This window comes from Streptomyces sp. NPDC001450, from assembly GCF_053597295.1.
This window is the reverse complement of the sequence record NZ_JBSFHY010000082.1, coordinates 1-16464: the sequence shown is the minus strand read 5'-3', so window position 1 is coordinate 16464 and position 16464 is coordinate 1. Positions and strand designations below refer to the sequence as shown.

General features: G+C 71.3%; 6 protein-coding genes. 4 read left to right on the top strand and 2 right to left on the bottom strand.

Annotated elements, in window-relative coordinates; all coding sequences use genetic code 11:
* Both ACWC5O_RS44030 and ACWC5O_RS44025 read right to left on the bottom strand, forming a co-directional pair.
* The coding region (locus tag ACWC5O_RS44030; RefSeq protein ID WP_450781278.1) for a non-ribosomal peptide synthetase at window positions 1–2522 on the bottom strand (2522 nt) is incomplete at its 3' end.
* Window positions 2523–2529: 7 nt separating this feature from the next.
* Window positions 2530–10287: an amino acid adenylation domain-containing protein gene (locus tag ACWC5O_RS44025; protein ID WP_450587113.1), complete on the bottom strand. Its 7758-nt coding sequence runs from the start codon at window positions 10285–10287 to the stop codon at window positions 2530–2532.
* Window positions 10288–10591: 304 nt separating this feature from the next.
* Here ACWC5O_RS44025 and ACWC5O_RS44020 point away from each other — a divergent pair, with 304 nt between their 5' ends.
* From ACWC5O_RS44020 to ACWC5O_RS44005, 4 genes are all read left to right on the top strand, one after another.
* A complete protein-coding gene (locus tag ACWC5O_RS44020; protein WP_450587111.1) occupies window positions 10592–11290 on the top strand; it encodes a class I SAM-dependent methyltransferase in 699 nt (232 codons plus the stop codon).
* A 322-nt stretch (window positions 11291–11612) separates the two neighbouring features.
* On the top strand, window positions 11613–12740 hold the full coding sequence (locus tag ACWC5O_RS44015) for a hypothetical protein (RefSeq protein ID WP_450587110.1): 1128 nt from the start codon (window positions 11613–11615) through the stop codon (window positions 12738–12740).
* A 184-nt stretch (window positions 12741–12924) separates the two neighbouring features.
* Window positions 12925–15303, top strand: a complete 2379-nt coding sequence (locus ACWC5O_RS44010) for an ATP-binding cassette domain-containing protein (protein WP_450587108.1) — start codon at window positions 12925–12927, stop codon at window positions 15301–15303.
* A gap of 82 nt (window positions 15304–15385) precedes the next feature.
* Entirely contained in the window at window positions 15386–16324 is a 939-nt protein-coding gene (locus ACWC5O_RS44005) for an FAD-dependent oxidoreductase (protein ID WP_450587107.1), read from the top strand.
* Window positions 16325–16464 lie beyond the last annotated feature (140 nt).

Genomic DNA, 16464 nt, shown 5'->3' with positions numbered 1-16464 from the left:
TAGCCGACACAGAGGCAGTCGCCGCCGATGTACAGATCACCCTCGACCCCCACCGGACACGGCTCCATGTCCCCGTCGAGCACGTAATAGCGCGCATTGTCGATGGGACGGCCGTAAGGAATGCTGCGCCAGTCCGGGTCGATCTCACGGACCCGGAAGTAGTTCGACCACACCGTCGCCTCGGTCGCCCCACCAAGACTGATGATCTCCGCGTTCCCGAACACCCCGCGGACCTCGTCCGGCAACGACAACGGCGTGTAGTCACCGGAGAGGAACACCAGGCGGAGGTCGTCGGTTCCCTGGTACCCGGCGTTCCCGGAAAGCAGGGAGGCCACCTGGTTGAGGGTGGTGGGCACCGAGTCCCAGAAGGTGATCGGCTCGGTGAGCAGCAGGTCGAGCAGGAGCTGGGGATCGCGCTGCTCGGCTTCGTCGGCGACGTACAGCCCACCACCGCAGCCCAGGAGACCGAAGATGTCGAAGACGGAGAGGTCGAAGCCGAGCGAAGTCACGCACAGCCCGACGTCGTCGGGGCCGAAGTCGAAGGTGCGGTAACACCAGTTGAGCAGGTTGTGCACGGGGCGATGGGTGACCTCGACACCCTTGGGCTTTCCGGTGCTGCCGGAGGTGAAGACGACGTACGCGGTGTTGTCCGGCCCGGCGACCGGTTCCGGATCGGGGAGTGCGGCCTGCGCCGCGCGGGCCTCGTCCACCTCGATGACCTGGACGCCGTCCGGGACCGTCCAGCGTTCGGTGTCGGAGGTGGACACCACCGTGGTCGCTCCGGTGTCGGCGAGCATGCCGGCGACGCGCTCGGCCGGCAACGACGGTTCCAGGGGCAGGTAGGCGCCGCCGGCCTTGAGCACGCCGAACACCGCGGCGATCATGACCGGGCCGCGGCGGATGCCGACCCCGACGACGGTCTGCGGGCCGACGCCGCGCTCCTTGAGGTCCCAGGCGATACGGTTCGCCCGCTGGTTCAGCTCGCCGTAGGTCATGGTCCCGCCGGCCCAGCGCAGCGCGATCGCGTCCGGCCGTAGCCGGGCCTGCTCCTCGAAGAGCAGGTGAACCGGGCCCGGACAGGGGAAGTCCCGGGCCGTGTCGTTCCACTCCACGAGGATCTTGTGGCGCTCGTCCGCGTCCAGCGGCCGGCCCGCGGCCTCGCGCGGTGCGGCCGTGGTGCCGTGCTCCGGCTGCGCGTCGGCCGGTATGCCGAGCGCGCCGACGGTGGCCCGCGGGTCGGCCACGACCTGCTCCACCACCCGTACGAACCCCGCCGCGAATCCCTCGACCGTCGAGCGGTCGAAGAGGTCGGTGGCGTACTCGATCTCCCCCACGACCGACCCGTCGGACTCGTCCGGCGCGAGGTTGAAGAACAGGTCGAACTTCGCCGAGCCCGTCGGAACGGGCTCCATGGACACCGTCACGCCCGGCAGGTCCAGCTCCGGCCGCGCGTTGTTCTGCCACGCGAGGACGACCTGGAACAGCGGGTGATGGGCGGTCGACCGCTCCGGTCGCAGGAGCTCCACCAGGCGCTCGAACGGCACGTCCTGGTTGTCGTACGCCGCGAGCGCCTTCTGCCGGACCTGTTCCAGCACCCGGTCGAACGACCGGTCCGCGCTGACCTGGACCCGCAGCGCCCAGGTGTTGACGAAGAATCCGATCAGGTCGTCGAGCGCCTCGTCGGTGCGGCCCGCGATCGGGGCACCGACGGTGATGTCCTCGTCGCCGCCGAGCCGGTGCAGCAACATCACGAGCGCGGCCTGGAACACCATCGACACCGTCACGCCACGCGCCCGCGCCAGCTCCTCGACCCGTGCCCGCACCTCGCTCGGGAGCCCGAGTTCAACGGATCCGCCACGGAAACTCGCCACCTCGGGGCGGGGTCGGTCCAGGGGCAGCGACAGCGGTCGCGAGACCCCCGCCAACTCCTCGCGCCAGTGGGCCGCCTGGACCGACAGGACGCTCTGCGGATCGGATTCGTCCCCGAGCAGTTCCTGCTGCCACAACGCGTAGTCGGAATACTGCACGGGCAGCTCGGTCCATTCCGGGGCGCTCCCGGCCGCGCGGGCCCGGTATGCCGCCGAGATGTCCCGGGCCAGGGGTGCCAGCGATCCGCCGTCTCCGGCGATGTGGTGAATCACCAGCACCAGCACGAATTCCTGTTCGCCGCACTGGACGACGGATCCCCGCAGGGGTACGTCGACCGCCAGGTCGAACCAGCTGCCGGCCACCGACGACACGACGCCCGGCACCCGGTCGGGCGCGACCCGGCCCCAGTCCTGCCAGGGCAGTTCGATCTCGGCGGGGTCGAGGACGCGCTGGAACGGCTGGCCGTCCAGGTCGTCGAACACCGTCCGCAGGACCTCGTGCCGGACCATCACGTCATGGAAGGCGGCGCGTAACGCGGTCGTGTCGAGCGTGCCGTGGAAGCGCAGGAGCAGCGGGATGTTGTAGGTCGAGGAAGGGCCCTCGAAACGGTTGATGAACCACATCCGCCGCTGCGCGTAAGAGAGGGGAATCATGGTGCTTCTACCTTTCGCTCATCCTGCGCAGCGGCTTTCGGGAAGAGGCAGACATCTCGTTCCAACGGCCGGTCAGCTCGGCAACGGTGGGGGCGGTGAACAGGATCCGGATCGGGATTTCCACGCCCAGCTCGGCGCGCACCCGGGCCACCAGACGGGTGGCCAGCAACGAGTGTCCGCCCAGGGCGAAGAAGTCGTCGTCGATGCCGACCCGCTCCAACCCCAGCACCTCGGCGAACAGCCCGCACAGCACCGTCTCCCGCGGGGTGCGCGGAGCCTGGTACTCGTCCCCGTCGAACTCGGGCCGCGGCAGCGCCGGGCGGTCCAGCTTCCCGTTCGGTGTCAGCGGCAGCTCCGCCAGCACGACGAACGCGGCCGGAACCATGTACTGGGGCAACCGCTCCCCCACCAGCGTCCGCAGCTGCTCCGCGGGTGGCACGGCGCAGCCCGGCTCGGGCACCAGGTACGCCACCAGTTGCCGGTCGTCCGGGTTGTCCTCGCGGAGGATGACGGTCGCCTGGCGGACGGCCGGATGACCGGTCAGGGTGCGCTCGATCTCGGCGGGCTCGATGCGGAACCCGCGCAGCTTGATCTGGTGGTCGGAGCGCCCGAGGTACTCGACCTCACCCGTGCCGGTCCAGCGGGCCAGATCCCCGCTGCGGTACATCCGCGTGCCCGGCGGACCGAAGGGATTGGCCACGAACCGCTCCGCGGTCATTCCCGGCCGGCCGTGGTAGCCGCGGGCCAGGCCGTGCCCGGCGATCCACAGATCACCCGTCACACCGGGCGGCACGGGGTGGAGCGTGCGGTCGAGGATGAGGATCTGCGCGTTGGTGACGGGGCCGCCGATGGAGGGAGGCATGCCGGCGGTGCCGGGGTCGAGGCAGGCGGCCGTGGAGTAGATGGTGGCCTCGGTGGGGCCGTAGAGGTTGGTGACCTCGGCGGCGTGCTCGCACAGGGTGTGGGCCAGTGCTGTGGGCAGGGCCTCGCCGCTGGTGATCACGCGCAGCCCGGTCAGGCAGGCCGGGGCGTGGGTGACCAGCACCTGCCAGAGGGCGGGGGTGGCCTGCATGAGGGTGATGCCCGCCCGCTGGACGAGGTCGAGCAGCGCCGAGGGCTGGGTGATGGTGTCCTTGCCGGCCGGCACCACCCGGGCACCGGTCAGCAGGGGCAGGAACAGTTCCAGCGCGGCGATGTCGAAGGCGACGGTGGCGACGGCCAGCAGCCGGTCGTCCGGCGACAGCGAGAAACGGTCCCGCATGCCGGTGAGCAGGTTGCTCAGGGCGCCGTGCTCGATGACCACGCCCTTGGGCTTTCCGGTGGAGCCGGACGTGTAGATGACGTAGGCGCTGTGGTGGAAGCCGACCGCGGTCCCCGGGTCGTGGGCGGGGTGGGCGGACAGGTCCGCCTCGGCCAGCCGTCGCGGGTCCAGCACCAGCACCGGTGCGCTGTCCTCGACCACGGACCGCACCCGCGCGGCCGGATACTCCGGGTCCACCGGCACATAGGCACCGCCGGCCTTCCACACCGCGAGCAGTGCCGCGACCAGGTCGAGCGAGCGGGGCAGCAGCACCACCACGCGCGACTCCGGCCCCACGCCCTGCTCGATCAGCCAGTGCGCCATCCGGTTGGCGCGCTCGTCCAACTCCCGGTAGGTCAGCCGGTGACCGTCGAACTCGACGGCCACCGCGTCCGGTGTCGCGGCCGCCTGCTCGGCGATCAGCTCGGGAACGGTCCGCTCGGGCAGCGGGGCCGCGGTGTCGTTCCAGCCGTGCAGCACCTGCTCGCGCTCCGCGTCGGAGATCACGTCGATCGCGCCGACGGTGGTCTCCGGGTCGGCGGCGAACTGCCGCAGCACCCGCACCAGCCGGCCGGCGATCACCTCCACCTCGGCCTGCGCGAAGGCGTCGCGCCGGTACTGGAAGGAGAGGCGCAGCAGCGGGTCGGCCGCCGCGATGACGGTCAGCGGGTAGTGCGGTGGGGCGTACGGGCGGATGCCGGTCACCGCCAGGTCCGCGGACGCGGCCGCCGCGGAGAGGCCGACGCGGTCGACGGGGAACGACTCGAAGACCACGAGCGTGTCGAACAGCGCGCTCAGCCCGGTCGACCGCTGGATGTCGGCGAGCCCGAGGTGGTGGTGGTCCAGCAGCCTCGCCTGGGCGTCCTGCAGCCGCCCCAGCAGCTGCGGGAGGCGGTCGGCCGGCGTGCACCGCACCCGCACCGGCACCGTGTTGATGAACAGGCCGATCATCGCGTCCACGCCCGGCAGTTCGGACGGCCGGCCGGCGACGGTGGTGCCGAACAGCACGTCCTCGCGACCCGTCAGCTCGGCGAGTACGACGGCCCACGCGCCCTGCACCAGGGTGTTGGGGGTGACGCCCCACTCGGCGGCTCGACGCGCCAGCCTGGTGGCGTCCTCGCCGGTCAGTGCCGCGTCGACCTGCCCGCTGCCGCCGCCGGCCGGGCGTGCCGTGGGCGCCAGGAGGGTCGGCTCCGCCACGCCTGCCAGCTCCGTGGCCCACGCCTGGGCCGACCGTGCCGCGTCCTGCCGCGACAGCCACCGCAGGAAGTCCCGGTAGCCGTGGGCGCGGGGCGGGTGGGCGTCGTGGCCGCCGGTCGCGTACAGGTCCATCAGTTCCCGCTCGATCAGCGGTACCGACCAGCCGTCGAGCAGGACGTGGTGGGCGGTGAGCGCCAGCTCGGCCCGTTCCGGTCCCAGCGTGACGAGGGTGAGCCGGAGCAGCGGCGGGCTGTCGGGGCGGAAGCGGGTGTCCCGCTCCTCGGCGAGGATCTCCTCGAGCCGCGCCTCGGCCTCGGGCTCGCCGGTGAGGTCCACCTGCCGCCAGGGCAGGGGGACGTCGTCCACCACGATCTGCACGGACTCGCCGGCCGCGCTCGACAGGAACGCGGCCCTCAGGTTCGGGTGCCGCCCCAGCAGGGCCTGGCCCGCGGCCCGCAGGCGCGGCGCGTCCACCGGGCCGCTGAGCCGGAACACGAACTGCGTCTGGTAGGCCTCGGAGGCCGTGTCCGCGAGCATCGTGTGGAACAGCAGGCCGTCCTGCAGCGGGGTGAGCGGCCACACGTCGCTCACCCGGCCGAACCGGCTCTGCCAGGTGTCCAGTTCGACCTGGTCGACGTGCACCGGCGCCACATCGGACGGGGTCAGGCCGGTCGCGCCCGTCGTGACCAGGGTGTGCAGGCCTCGCAGGGCGGCGCACCAGGTGTCGGCGAGGTCGCGGACCTCGTCGGCGGGCAGCACGCCGGTGGCGAAGGTGAACAGGGCGGTGAGCCGGGCGCCGTCCCCTGTGTCGGTCACCAGGGAGTTGAGTTCGAGTGCGCTGAGCGCCGGCATGTCGGGGTCGGGTGCCGCGACGAGTTCGGGGCATTCCGGGGCGGGCTTCCATCCGGGGCCGCGTGCCGGTTCTGGGCCGTCGAAGGAGAAGTGGCCGAGGAAGTTGAATCCGATCTCGTCCGCCGGGTACGGGCGCAGCAGCGCCGCGGTCTCGTCGTTGAGGTAGCGCAGCAGGGTGTAGCCGATGCCGTGGTCGGGCAGCGCGCGCCGCTGCTCCTTCACCCGCTTGAGGGCGTCGTCGGCGGCCGCTCCCCCGGCGATCGCCTCGTCGACGTCGATGCCGGCGAGGTCGAACCGGACCGGGTGGACGGTGGTGAACCAGCCGACCGTGCGGGACAGGTCCGCGCCCGGGGCCAGCTCCTCCTGCCGGCCGTGGCCCTCCAGGCGTACGACGGTGGCGCCGTCGGTCACGCCCCGCCGGTGCCGGGCCAGCGCCAGGACGAGGGCGGTGAGCAGGACGTCGTCGACGCCGCTGCGATACGCCGCCGGCACCGACGTCAGCACGGCCTCGGTGAGGTCGCCCGGGAGCTGGACACGAAGGGTTTCCGTCGCCGCGGTGACGTCGGCCTTCGGGTCGAACGGCCGGGATCCGACGGCGGCCGCGGGGGCGGCGAGCATGTCGCGCCACAGCTCCGCCTCCGCCGCCCGCCCGGGCCGGGTCGCCTCGTCGGCCAGCGCGTGCAGCCAGCGCCGCATCGACGTCCCCACCGCAGGCAGCACCGGCGCCTCGCCGGTGCGGGCCTGCCGCCACGCCTCGGCCAGATCGGGGAGCAGCACCCGCCAGGACATCCCGTCGACGACCAGGTGGTGCGCCGCGACCAGCAGCCGTCCGGGGCCGCCGGTGCCCGGCTCGAACCACACCAGCCGGAGCATCCTGCCGTCCGATGCCTTGATGTCGCGTGTCGCGGCGGCCGCCTCGGTGCGCAGCAGCGCCTGCCACGGGTCCCCGCTCCAGTCCCCCGGGCACTCGACCCGTCTGACGAGCCGGGCCGCGTCGACCGAGCCGGGCGGGTGCACCAGCAGACCGTCGTCGACCAGTTGGGCACGCAGTACGTCGTGCCGGTCGAGGACGGCGCGCACCGTGGCGGTGAGGTTGTCGCGGTCCGTCTCGGCCGGTACCTCCAGCACCAGCCACTGCGCGAGCCGGTCGAGGCCGGGTCCGCGCTCGGCGACCAGCCGTGCCATCGGCGGCAGCGGCAGCAGGCCGATGCCGCCGCCGTCGAGTTCGGCGAGTGCCGTCGGGGCGGTGTCCCGGGTGGCGGCCGCGGCCAGCGCGGCGACGGTACGGCACTCGAACACGGTGCGCGGGCTGAGCGCGAGGCCGGCCGCCCGGGCGCGGGCCACCACCTGGATGGCCCGGATGCTGTCGCCGCCGAGCGTGAAGAAGTCGTCGTCCACCCCGATCCGGCTGAGCCCGAGCACCTCGCCGAACGCCGCCGCCAGGACGTGCTCCTCGCTGGTGCGGGCCGGCCGGTGAGCCTGGCCGGTGAACTCCGGCTCGGGCAGCGACGCCCGGTCCAGTTTGCCGTTCGCGGTCAGCGGCAGCCGGTCGAGCGCGACGAACGCTGCGGGTACCAGGTGGGCGGGCAGCCGGGCCGCGACGAAGCCCCGCAGCTCGGCGATGTCCAGCCCAGCATGGAGGTCCCAGTCCACGCCGGACCCGCCGATGCCCCCGGAGGTGGTCGGCACGATGTAGGCGACGAGCTGGGCGGCCCCGTCGGCGCCGCGGCCGCGCCGGGCGAGGACGGCGGCCTGCGCCACTCCGGGGTGCGCGGCCAGCGTCGCCTCGATCTCCGCGGGCTCGACCCGGAAGCCGCGGATCTTCACCTGGTGATCGGCGCGTCCGGCGAACTCCAGCTCACCGTTCTCGTTCCAGCGCGCCAGGTCGCCCGTCCGGTACATGCGCCGCCCGGGCGGGCCGAACGGGCAGGCGACGAAGCGTTCCGCGGTCAGGGCCGAGCGGTCGTGGTAGCCCCTGGCGAGGCCGGCGCCCGCGATGTACAGGTCGCCGTACACCCCGGGCGGGACCAGTCCGAGCCGGCTGTCGAGCACGTACAGCGCGGTGTTCCAGATCGGCGTGCCGATCGGTATGGTGCTCGCTCCGGGCCGGTACCGCCACGCCGTGACGTCCACGGCCGCCTCGGTCGGCCCGTACAGGTTGTGCAGCGGCGCACCCAGCAACTCGTGGAAGCGCGCGGCGAGTTCGGCGGGCAGTGCCTCGCCGCTGCAGATGACGCGGCGCAGGCCGGTGCAGGCGCCCGCAGCCTCGTCGTTGACGAACTCGGCGAGCATCGACGGAACGAAGTGCAGCGTCGTGACCCCGGCGCGCCGGATCAGCTCCGCGAGGTAGGTCGGGTCGCGGTGCCCGTCGGGCCGTGCCACGACGAGGCCGGCTCCGGTGATCAGCGGCCAGAAGAACTCCCAGACCGACACGTCGAAGGAGGCCGAGGTCTTCTGCAGCACCCGGTCGGAGCCGTCCAGCCGGTAGCGGTCCTGCATCCACAGCAGTCGGTTGACGATCGCGGCATGCGTGACGACGGCGCCCTTGGGACGGCCGGTCGATCCCGAGGTGTAGATCATGTACGCCGGGTGCTCGACGGAGTGCGGCGCGAGCGCGGTGGGTCCGTCGGTGAGCTGGGCCTCGTCGACCGTGATCAGGGGGATGTCGGTCCGGGGCAGCCGGTCCGCCGTGCCCTTGACCGACAGGAGCAGTGTCGGCCTGGCGTCTTCGAGCATGAACTCCACGCGGGCGGTGGGGTAGTCGGGGTCGACCGGGACGTAGGCGGCGCCCGCCTTCAGTACGGCGACCAGCGCGACGACCAGCTCCAGTGACCGGGGAATCGCGACGGCGACGAACCGTTCCGGCCCCGCGCCGCCCTCGACGAGCAGACGGGCCAGACGACCGGACCGGTCGGCCAGCTCCCGATACGTCAGGGAGGTGTCCTCGAAGGTCACCGCGATCGCGTCGGGGGTGGCGCCGGCCTGCCGCTCGAGCAGCTCCGTCAGCGTCAGGACCGACGGGGTGACCTCAGGGCCGGAGTACTCGGTGAGGAGCGCGTGGTGTTCGTCGGTGCTGAGCACGCTGACCTCTGCGAGCCGGGCGCGCGGGTCGGCCAGAGCGGCCCGCACGAACGTCACGAACCTGTCGGCGAGACCGGCGACGTCCTCGTCCCCGTAGTGCGCCCGCGGGGCGTCGAACCGGACGAACAGGTCGCTGTCGGCGCCGCCGTCGGTGTAGGTCGAGACCATCACCTCGTCGATCACACCGAACGTGCCGCCGGCGAACCGTGCCACGCTGCCCGCGAGATCGAGCGCCTCGACGAAGGGGATCACGTTGACGAGGGTGCCGAACGGGCTGCGCACCGAACCTGCGTGCCCCGCCGCCCGCTTGATCAGGGACACGTCGTGGCCCGCGTGCCGCAGCACGCGCCGCCGCTCCTGGCCGAGCGCCTCGGCCAGTTCCACGAGTGTCGCCGCGGGCGGCACCTCGACCCGGATCGGCAGCCGGTTGGAGAGCAGGCCGAGTGACCGTCGCAGGGCGCCGACGCGGTGGTTGACGGTGAATTCGTGCAGCGGTTCCGGCACGGCGCACAGGTGCTGCAGGAACGCGGTGGCCGCCGCCGCGAGCAGATCCGGCAGGCTCGTCCCGACCGCGTCGGCCGTGCGCCTCCAGGCGGCGAGTTCGGCGGCCGGGATCCACTCGGTGCGGGTGGTCATGCCCAGCGGCTCGGTGAGGCTGTCCCAGTGCCCGGCCGCCCGGCCGTCGCCGGCGGGACGGACTCCGGTGGGGAGCCGCGCCGCGGACGGCTGGTCGGCGAGGTAGTCCCGCCAGAACTCCTCGGCCTCGGCGAACCGTTTGGATGCCCGGTACGCGGCATCCTTCTGCTGAGCGTCTCCCCGCGCGTTCAGGGGAAGCTCCGGTACGGCGGAACCGGAGCGCAGCGCACGGTAGATCTCCGCGATCCGCTGGGACAGCAGCGTGACGACGCCGAACGCGTCGGTGACGATGTGGTGGAAGACGAGAACCAGGAGGTGGCGGGTGGCGCCGAGCCGGATCGAACCGATCCGGAAGACCGCGTCCGCGCCCAGGTCGAACGGCCGGCTCACCAGCTCGGCGACCACGGCTCGGGCCGCGTCGCCGGGGTCGCCGGCGCCGCTCACGTCGATGTGGAACGGCTCCGGCCGCCCCGGATCGCGGGCGACCGCGCGCAGACCGCCGTCGTCGTCCCGGCGAAAGTTCAGTGTCAGCGCCCCGGCCTCGGACACCGCCACGCGCAGTGCCTCGGTGATCAGGGGGATGTCCAGGTCACCGTCGACGTCCCACAGGGTCACCACATTGTTCGGCCGGTCGGGGGCCAGCTCCTGTTGGAGCCACATGGCCTCCTGCACCGCCGTGACGCCGGTGTAACCCATCCAGAGTCCCCCCTGTAAATGTGGTATCCAGATCAGCGGCCAGTCGCTGTGCCTGATCGTCGTCGCCGCTCTGAGGTGGATCAACCGACGTGAAAGATGTCGGCCAGAAACCCGGCCAGACCCGGACGTACGGCCCGCAGCCGGCTGGAACGACCTGATCAGGACGGCATTCGCCGCACGGCGGCGTCGACGGCCCCGGGAATGACGGTGGCCGGTGGGCGCCCGTCGGGCGGGGCCCACCGGGCTTTGACAGAAGTCGGCAAGAGATCGAAAGCGGAACCGAGGACGGCGCAATCATGGCCGCATGACTGAACCCGCTTCCCAGCCCGACGGAATCGACGCGCTGACCCATGTCTTCGACGCCGTCTACCGTGGCGAGAGCCCGTTCGGCAAGCGTCCGCCCTGGGACATCGGGGCGCCGCAGCCGGCCTTCGTGGCACTGGAGGAAGCGGGACTCATCGGCGGTGCGGTGCTCGACGCGGGCTGCGGCACCGGCGAGGACATCCTCCACCTGGCGGGCAAGGGCTACGCGGTGACGGGACTCGATCTGTCGTCCGAGGCGGTCTCCATCGCGCGGCGCAAGGCCGAGGAGCGTGGACTCGACGCCACCTTCGCCGTCGCCAACGCCCTCGAACTCGCGGGCTACGACGGACGCTTCGACACCGTCATCGACTGCGGCCTCGCGCACACGTTCGACGCCGACCGGCTGCGGACCTACGCGGCGGCGCTGCACCGCGTCTGCCGCCCGGGGGCGCTCGTGCACGTGCTGGAGGTCAGCGACCGCGGGGCCGCGCAGATGCAGGCGCGGCTGGCCGAAGTGATCGAGGGGATTCCGGCGTCGGAGCCGCCCGGCCCGAAGCGGACCGCCGACGACCTGCGCAGGGGCTTCGCCGACGGCTGGACCGTCGAGTCCGTCACCGACACCACCATGCACGGGATCCTCCCGTCCGCGTCGGAACCCCTCGAACTGCCCGCCTGGCTCGGCCGGTTCCGCCGCAACTGACCTGGGATCCATCGACCGGGGAATGTCCGAACCGCGCATCCGGCCCGTGTGAAGGTGATGAATCATGAAAGCACGCGCAGGCAGACTGCTACGGCTCCTGGCACCCTCACAGCCCAACCGGGCGACCAGGCGTACGAGCCTGCGGACCGGCACCCCGGCGAACCCGTCGCAGTGGAGTGGGGTCGCCCGGGGCGCCTTCCGGTTCGCCTTCGTCTACGCGGGGTCCTACTGCCTGACGACACCGCAGATCTTCCTGACCCTGCGGGGTGGCGGGCTGGGGCACAAGCAGGAGGCGGCCGACGCCTGGGCGAAACTCTGGTCGATGCGTCCGGTGCGGAAGTGGGTGGCCTCGCACGTATTCGACAAGGAATTGGGCGAGCGCTTCGACGGCGGCGACGACCTGAACGCGTGGGTGGGGCAGTTCAGCTGGCTGATGGGCGCCGCCGCGGCCACCCCGGTCTGGTCCTTGCTCGACCGGCGCCGGACGAACTACGAGACGCTGGACTCGTGGTTCAGGTTGGTGGTCCGGTTCTGTCTCGCGGGGCAGATGTTCTCCTACGGTGCCGCCAAGGCCATTCCGTTGCAGTTTCACATGCCACTGACCAAACTCGTCGAGCCGTTCGGCAATTTCAGCCCCATGAGCGTGCTGTGGGCGCAGACGGGCTCCTCCAAGCCGTACCAAGTCATGCTGGGCTGCGCGGAAATCGCCGGCGGACTGCTGCTGATCCTGCCGCGGACGGCGACACTGGGTGCGCTGCTGTGCGCGATGGAACTGACCCAGGTGTTCATCCTGAACATGACCTTCGACGTCCCGGTGAAGATCCATTCGTTCCATCTGCTCCTGCTGAGCCTGGTGTTGCTGGCACCGGAGTCGGCGCGCCTGGCCGAAGCCTTTCTGTCCGACCGGACGGTCCGCCCGTCGTCCCGGCAGGAACTGTTCCGCTCACCCGGCGCGAACCGGATCGCCGCGGCCGCGCAGGTCGCCGCGGGTCTGTGGCTGCTGCGCGCACAGCTGCGCAACGACTGGTCGGTGTGGAAGACGTACGGCGGCGGACGGGAAAAGCCCGAACTGTACGGCATCTGGAACGTGGAGGAATTCTCGGTCGACGGTGAGCAACAGCCCCCGCTGACGACCGACGGACAACGATGGCGTCGCGTCGTTTTCGACTCCGCCGACGCCGTCACCATCCAGCGCATGGACGATTCCCTCGACGGCGGCTATGTCGCGGCGGTCGACATGGACGGCCATTCGATGAGCCTGCTCAAGATGGCCGATCCGAAGTGGACCGCGGCTTTCGCGCTGCGGCGTTCCGCCGACGACGAGCTGATCCTGGACGGCGAAGTCGACGGCTACCGGCTGCGGGTACGACTGCACCGGCTGAATCTCGCCACATTCCCTCTCGTCGACCGCGGTTTCCACTGGGTGCAGGACAACTCGTACATGGCGTAACGGCGGCGTGGTAGCTTCGGTCCCCAGTAGCGGTATCCGATGACCTCAGTTGACACATTCCAAACAACAACGGCATTCCGGCGTTCGTACCGACGCGCAACGTGTCCGGCAAACGAGGTCAAAATCAGGTCGATTTGGGCCGCACGACGTCGGCGTGCCGTGGCCAACCCATGGGAGGGACGCCATGACCGCCGGCACGAGGACGGACTTAGAGTCGTCTGCGCTGCACGCTGCCGACAGCCACGATCTGATCCGCGTGCACGGTGCGCGTGAGAACAACCTCAAGAACGTCGACGTCGAGATCCCCAAGCGCCGGCTGACGGTGTTCACCGGTGTCTCCGGCTCGGGCAAGAGCTCGCTGGTGTTCGACACGATCGCCGCGGAGTCGCAGCGGCTGATCAACGAGACCTACAGCGCCTTCATCCAGGGCTTCATGCCCACGCTGGCGCGCCCCGAGGTCGACGTCCTCGACGGACTGACGACCGCGATCATCGTCGACCAGCAGCCGATGGGCACCAGCCCCCGCTCCACGGTCGGCACCGCCACCGACGCGGGCGCGCTGCTGCGCATCCTCTTCAGCCGGCTCGCCAAGCCGTACATCGGCTCGCAGAAGGCGTTCGCCTTCAACGTCGCCACGGCCGACGCGTCGGGCACGCTGGTGGTGAACGGGAAGAAGATCGAGAAGGGCTTCAGCGTCGTCGGCGGCATGTGTCTGCGCTGCGAGGGCATGGGCTCCGTCACCGACATCGATCCGACCCAGCTCTACGACGACTCCAGGTCGCTCGCCGACGGCGCGGTCACCGTCCCCGGCTGGAAGCCCGACGGCTGGGTGGTGCAGTCGTTCACCGAGTCGGGCTTCCTCGACCCGCACAAGCCGATCCGCGACTACACCGACCAGGAGCGGGAGGACTTCCTGCACCGGGACCCGGTCAAGGTCAAGGTGAAGGGGATCAACACCACCTACGAGGGCCTGCTCGCGCGCGTCCGGAAGTCGTTCCTGACCAAGGACAAGGAGTCGCTGCAGCCGCACATCCGTGCCTTCGTGGAGCGGGCGGTGACGTTCTCCGTCTGTCCCGAGTGCGACGGCACCCGGCTCAGCGCGCTGACCCGGTCCTCGAAGATCGACGGCCTCAGCATCGCCGACGCCTGCGCGATGCAGATCAGCGACCTGGCCGCCTGGATCCGCGCCATCGACGACCCGTCGGTCGCGACGCTGCTGAAGGTTCTCGACGAGACCCTCAGCTCGTTCGTCTCCATCGGGCTGGGTTACCTCTCGCTCGACCGGGCGTCGGGCACGCTCTCGGGCGGTGAGGCCCAGCGCGTCAAGATGGTCCGCCACCTCGGCTCCGCGCTCACCGACGTCACCTACGTCTTCGACGAACCCACGGTCGGCCTGCACCCGCACGACATCCAGCGCATGAACGACCTGCTGCTCCGGCTGCGCGACAAGGGCAACACCGTGCTGGTCGTGGAGCACAAGCCGGAGACGATCCTGATCGCCGACCATGTGGTCGACATCGGTCCGAAGGCCGGTACGGGCGGCGGCCAGGTGGTCTTCGAGGGGTCGGTCGAGGCGCTGCGGACCAGCGGCACCATCACCGGACGGCACCTGGACGACCGGGCCTCGGTGAAGCCGTCGGTGCGCAAGCCGTCCGGCGTGCTGGAGGTGCGCGGCGCGACGACCCACAACCTGCGGGACGTCGACGTGGACATCCCGCTCGGCGTGCTCACCGTGCTCACCGGCGTCGCGGGCTCCGGCAAGAGTTCCCTGATCCACGGCTCGGTGGCCGGGCGGGACGGCGTGGTGACGGTGGACCAGTCGCCCATCAAGGGCTCCCGGCGCAGCAACCCGGCGACCTTCACCGGAATGCTCGAACCGATCCGCAAGGCGTTCGCCAAGGCCAACGGCGTCAAGCCCGCGCTGTTCAGCCCCAACTCCGAGGGCGCTTGCCCCAACTGCAAGGGCGCCGGCGTCATCTACACCGACCTGGCGATCATGGCGGGCGTCGCCACCACCTGCGAGGAGTGCGAGGGCAAGCGGTTCCAGGAGTCGGTGCTCAGGTACCGCCTCGGCGGCCGGGACATCAGCGAGGTGTTCGCGATGCCGGTGGTCGAGGCCGAGGAGTTCTTCCGCACCGGTGAGGCGCGCACACCGGCCGCGCACTCCGTCCTCACCCGGCTGGGCGACGTCGGGCTGGGCTACCTCAGCCTCGGCCAGCCGCTCACCACCCTGTCCGGCGGCGAGCGGCAGCGCCTCAAGCTGGCCACCAACATGGCCGGTACGGGCAGCGTCTACATCCTCGACGAGCCGACCAGCGGCCTGCACCTCGCCGACGTCGAGCAACTCCTCGCCCTGCTCGACCGGTTGGTCGACTCCGGCAAGTCGGTCATCGTCGTCGAGCACCACCAGGCGGTCATGGCGCACGCCGACTGGATCATCGACCTCGGCCCCGGTGCCGGCCACGACGGCGGTCGGATCGTCTTCGAGGGCACCCCCGCCGACCTGGTCGCCGCCCGCTCGACCCTCACCGGCGAGCACCTCGCGGAGTACGTCGGCGGCTGAGCGGCCCCCTCGCCCTGTGCGGCCCCGTCCCGGCAAAACCGGGACGGGGCCCGGCCAAGTTCCCGACGGAAGGTACCGACCCATGTCCTCGAACACCGACACCGAAACGGTCATCGTAGGGGCCGGCCCCGCCGGGCTCACGGCGGCGCTCGCCCTGGCCAGGTACCGCCAGCGAGTGATCCTCGTGGACAGTCGCCGCGCGCCACGGAACAGCGCGTCCGGAGGCGTCCACGGGCATGTCGGGCTGGACGGCGCCACTCCCGCCGAGATCCGCTCGCGCGCCTGGAAGGAACTCTCCCGGTACGCGACCGTGGAGCTCTTGGAGGCCGACGTCGACAGCGTGCGCACCACGGACGGCGGCCGCTTCCATGTCGGTCTCGACAACGGCGACATCATCGAGGCGCCGACCGCCCTGCTCGCCACCGGTGTCGTCGACATCCATCCGGCACAGGTGGAAGGGTTCTCGGACTGCTGGGGCCGGAGCGTGATCCACTGCCCGTTCTGCCTCGGCGAGGAGAACGCCGACCGGCGCTGGGGCGTCGTGGTGGACAACGCGGAACTCGCCACGTTCTCCGCGGTGGCGTTCCGTGCGTGGAGCACCGACACGGTCGCCATCTGCCGCGCGTCGATGCCGGGTGTCGAGAGCGCTCGCACGGCCGCGCAGAGCATGGGCGGTGACGTCGTCACGGGCACGATCAACCGCCTGCATCACCGTCAAGGGGTGCTGTACGCCGTCGAGTTCGACGACGGCCGCGTCCTGGAGCGGGAGACGCTGGTGTGGACGCCGGCGCAGCGGCAGCAGCCCGTCGTCGCCCGAGCGGTCGACGAGCTGAAACTGACCGTCGACGACGCGGGCTACCTGAGCGTGGACGACATGCAGTGCACCGACGTCCCGGGCCTGTACGCGGCCGGGGACCTGGCGTCCCGGTGGAAGCAGTCGTTCACCGCGGCGGCCGCGGCGGGTGCCATGGCGGCCGAGGCCATCCACGCGTCGTTGATCATGAGCGCCGTGCGCGGATGAACGGACACGGATGACGTCGTCGTGCGGTCGGTCCAGGGACCGACCTTCCTGACATCCTGGACCAGGCACAGGAAGCACACGGCACCGGGGGCCGCACCGTTACAGAACAAACGCGTTTCGGGACCACCCCGTGACACCTC

Excerpts from the sequence above, each read along its gene's own strand:
- ACWC5O_RS44025 (WP_450587113.1), bottom strand. The coding sequence starts at position 10,287 with ATGGGTTACACCGGCGTCACGGCGGTGCAGGAGGCCATGTGGCTCCAA.
- ACWC5O_RS44005 (WP_450587107.1), top strand. The coding sequence starts at position 15,386 with ATGTCCTCGAACACCGACACCGAAACGGTCATCGTAGGGGCCGGCCCC.
- ACWC5O_RS44015 (WP_450587110.1), top strand. The coding sequence starts at position 11,613 with ATGCGTCCGGTGCGGAAGTGGGTGGCCTCGCACGTATTCGACAAGGAA.
- ACWC5O_RS44020 (WP_450587111.1), top strand. The coding sequence starts at position 10,592 with ATGACTGAACCCGCTTCCCAGCCCGACGGAATCGACGCGCTGACCCAT.
- ACWC5O_RS44010 (WP_450587108.1), top strand. The coding sequence starts at position 12,925 with ATGACCGCCGGCACGAGGACGGACTTAGAGTCGTCTGCGCTGCACGCT.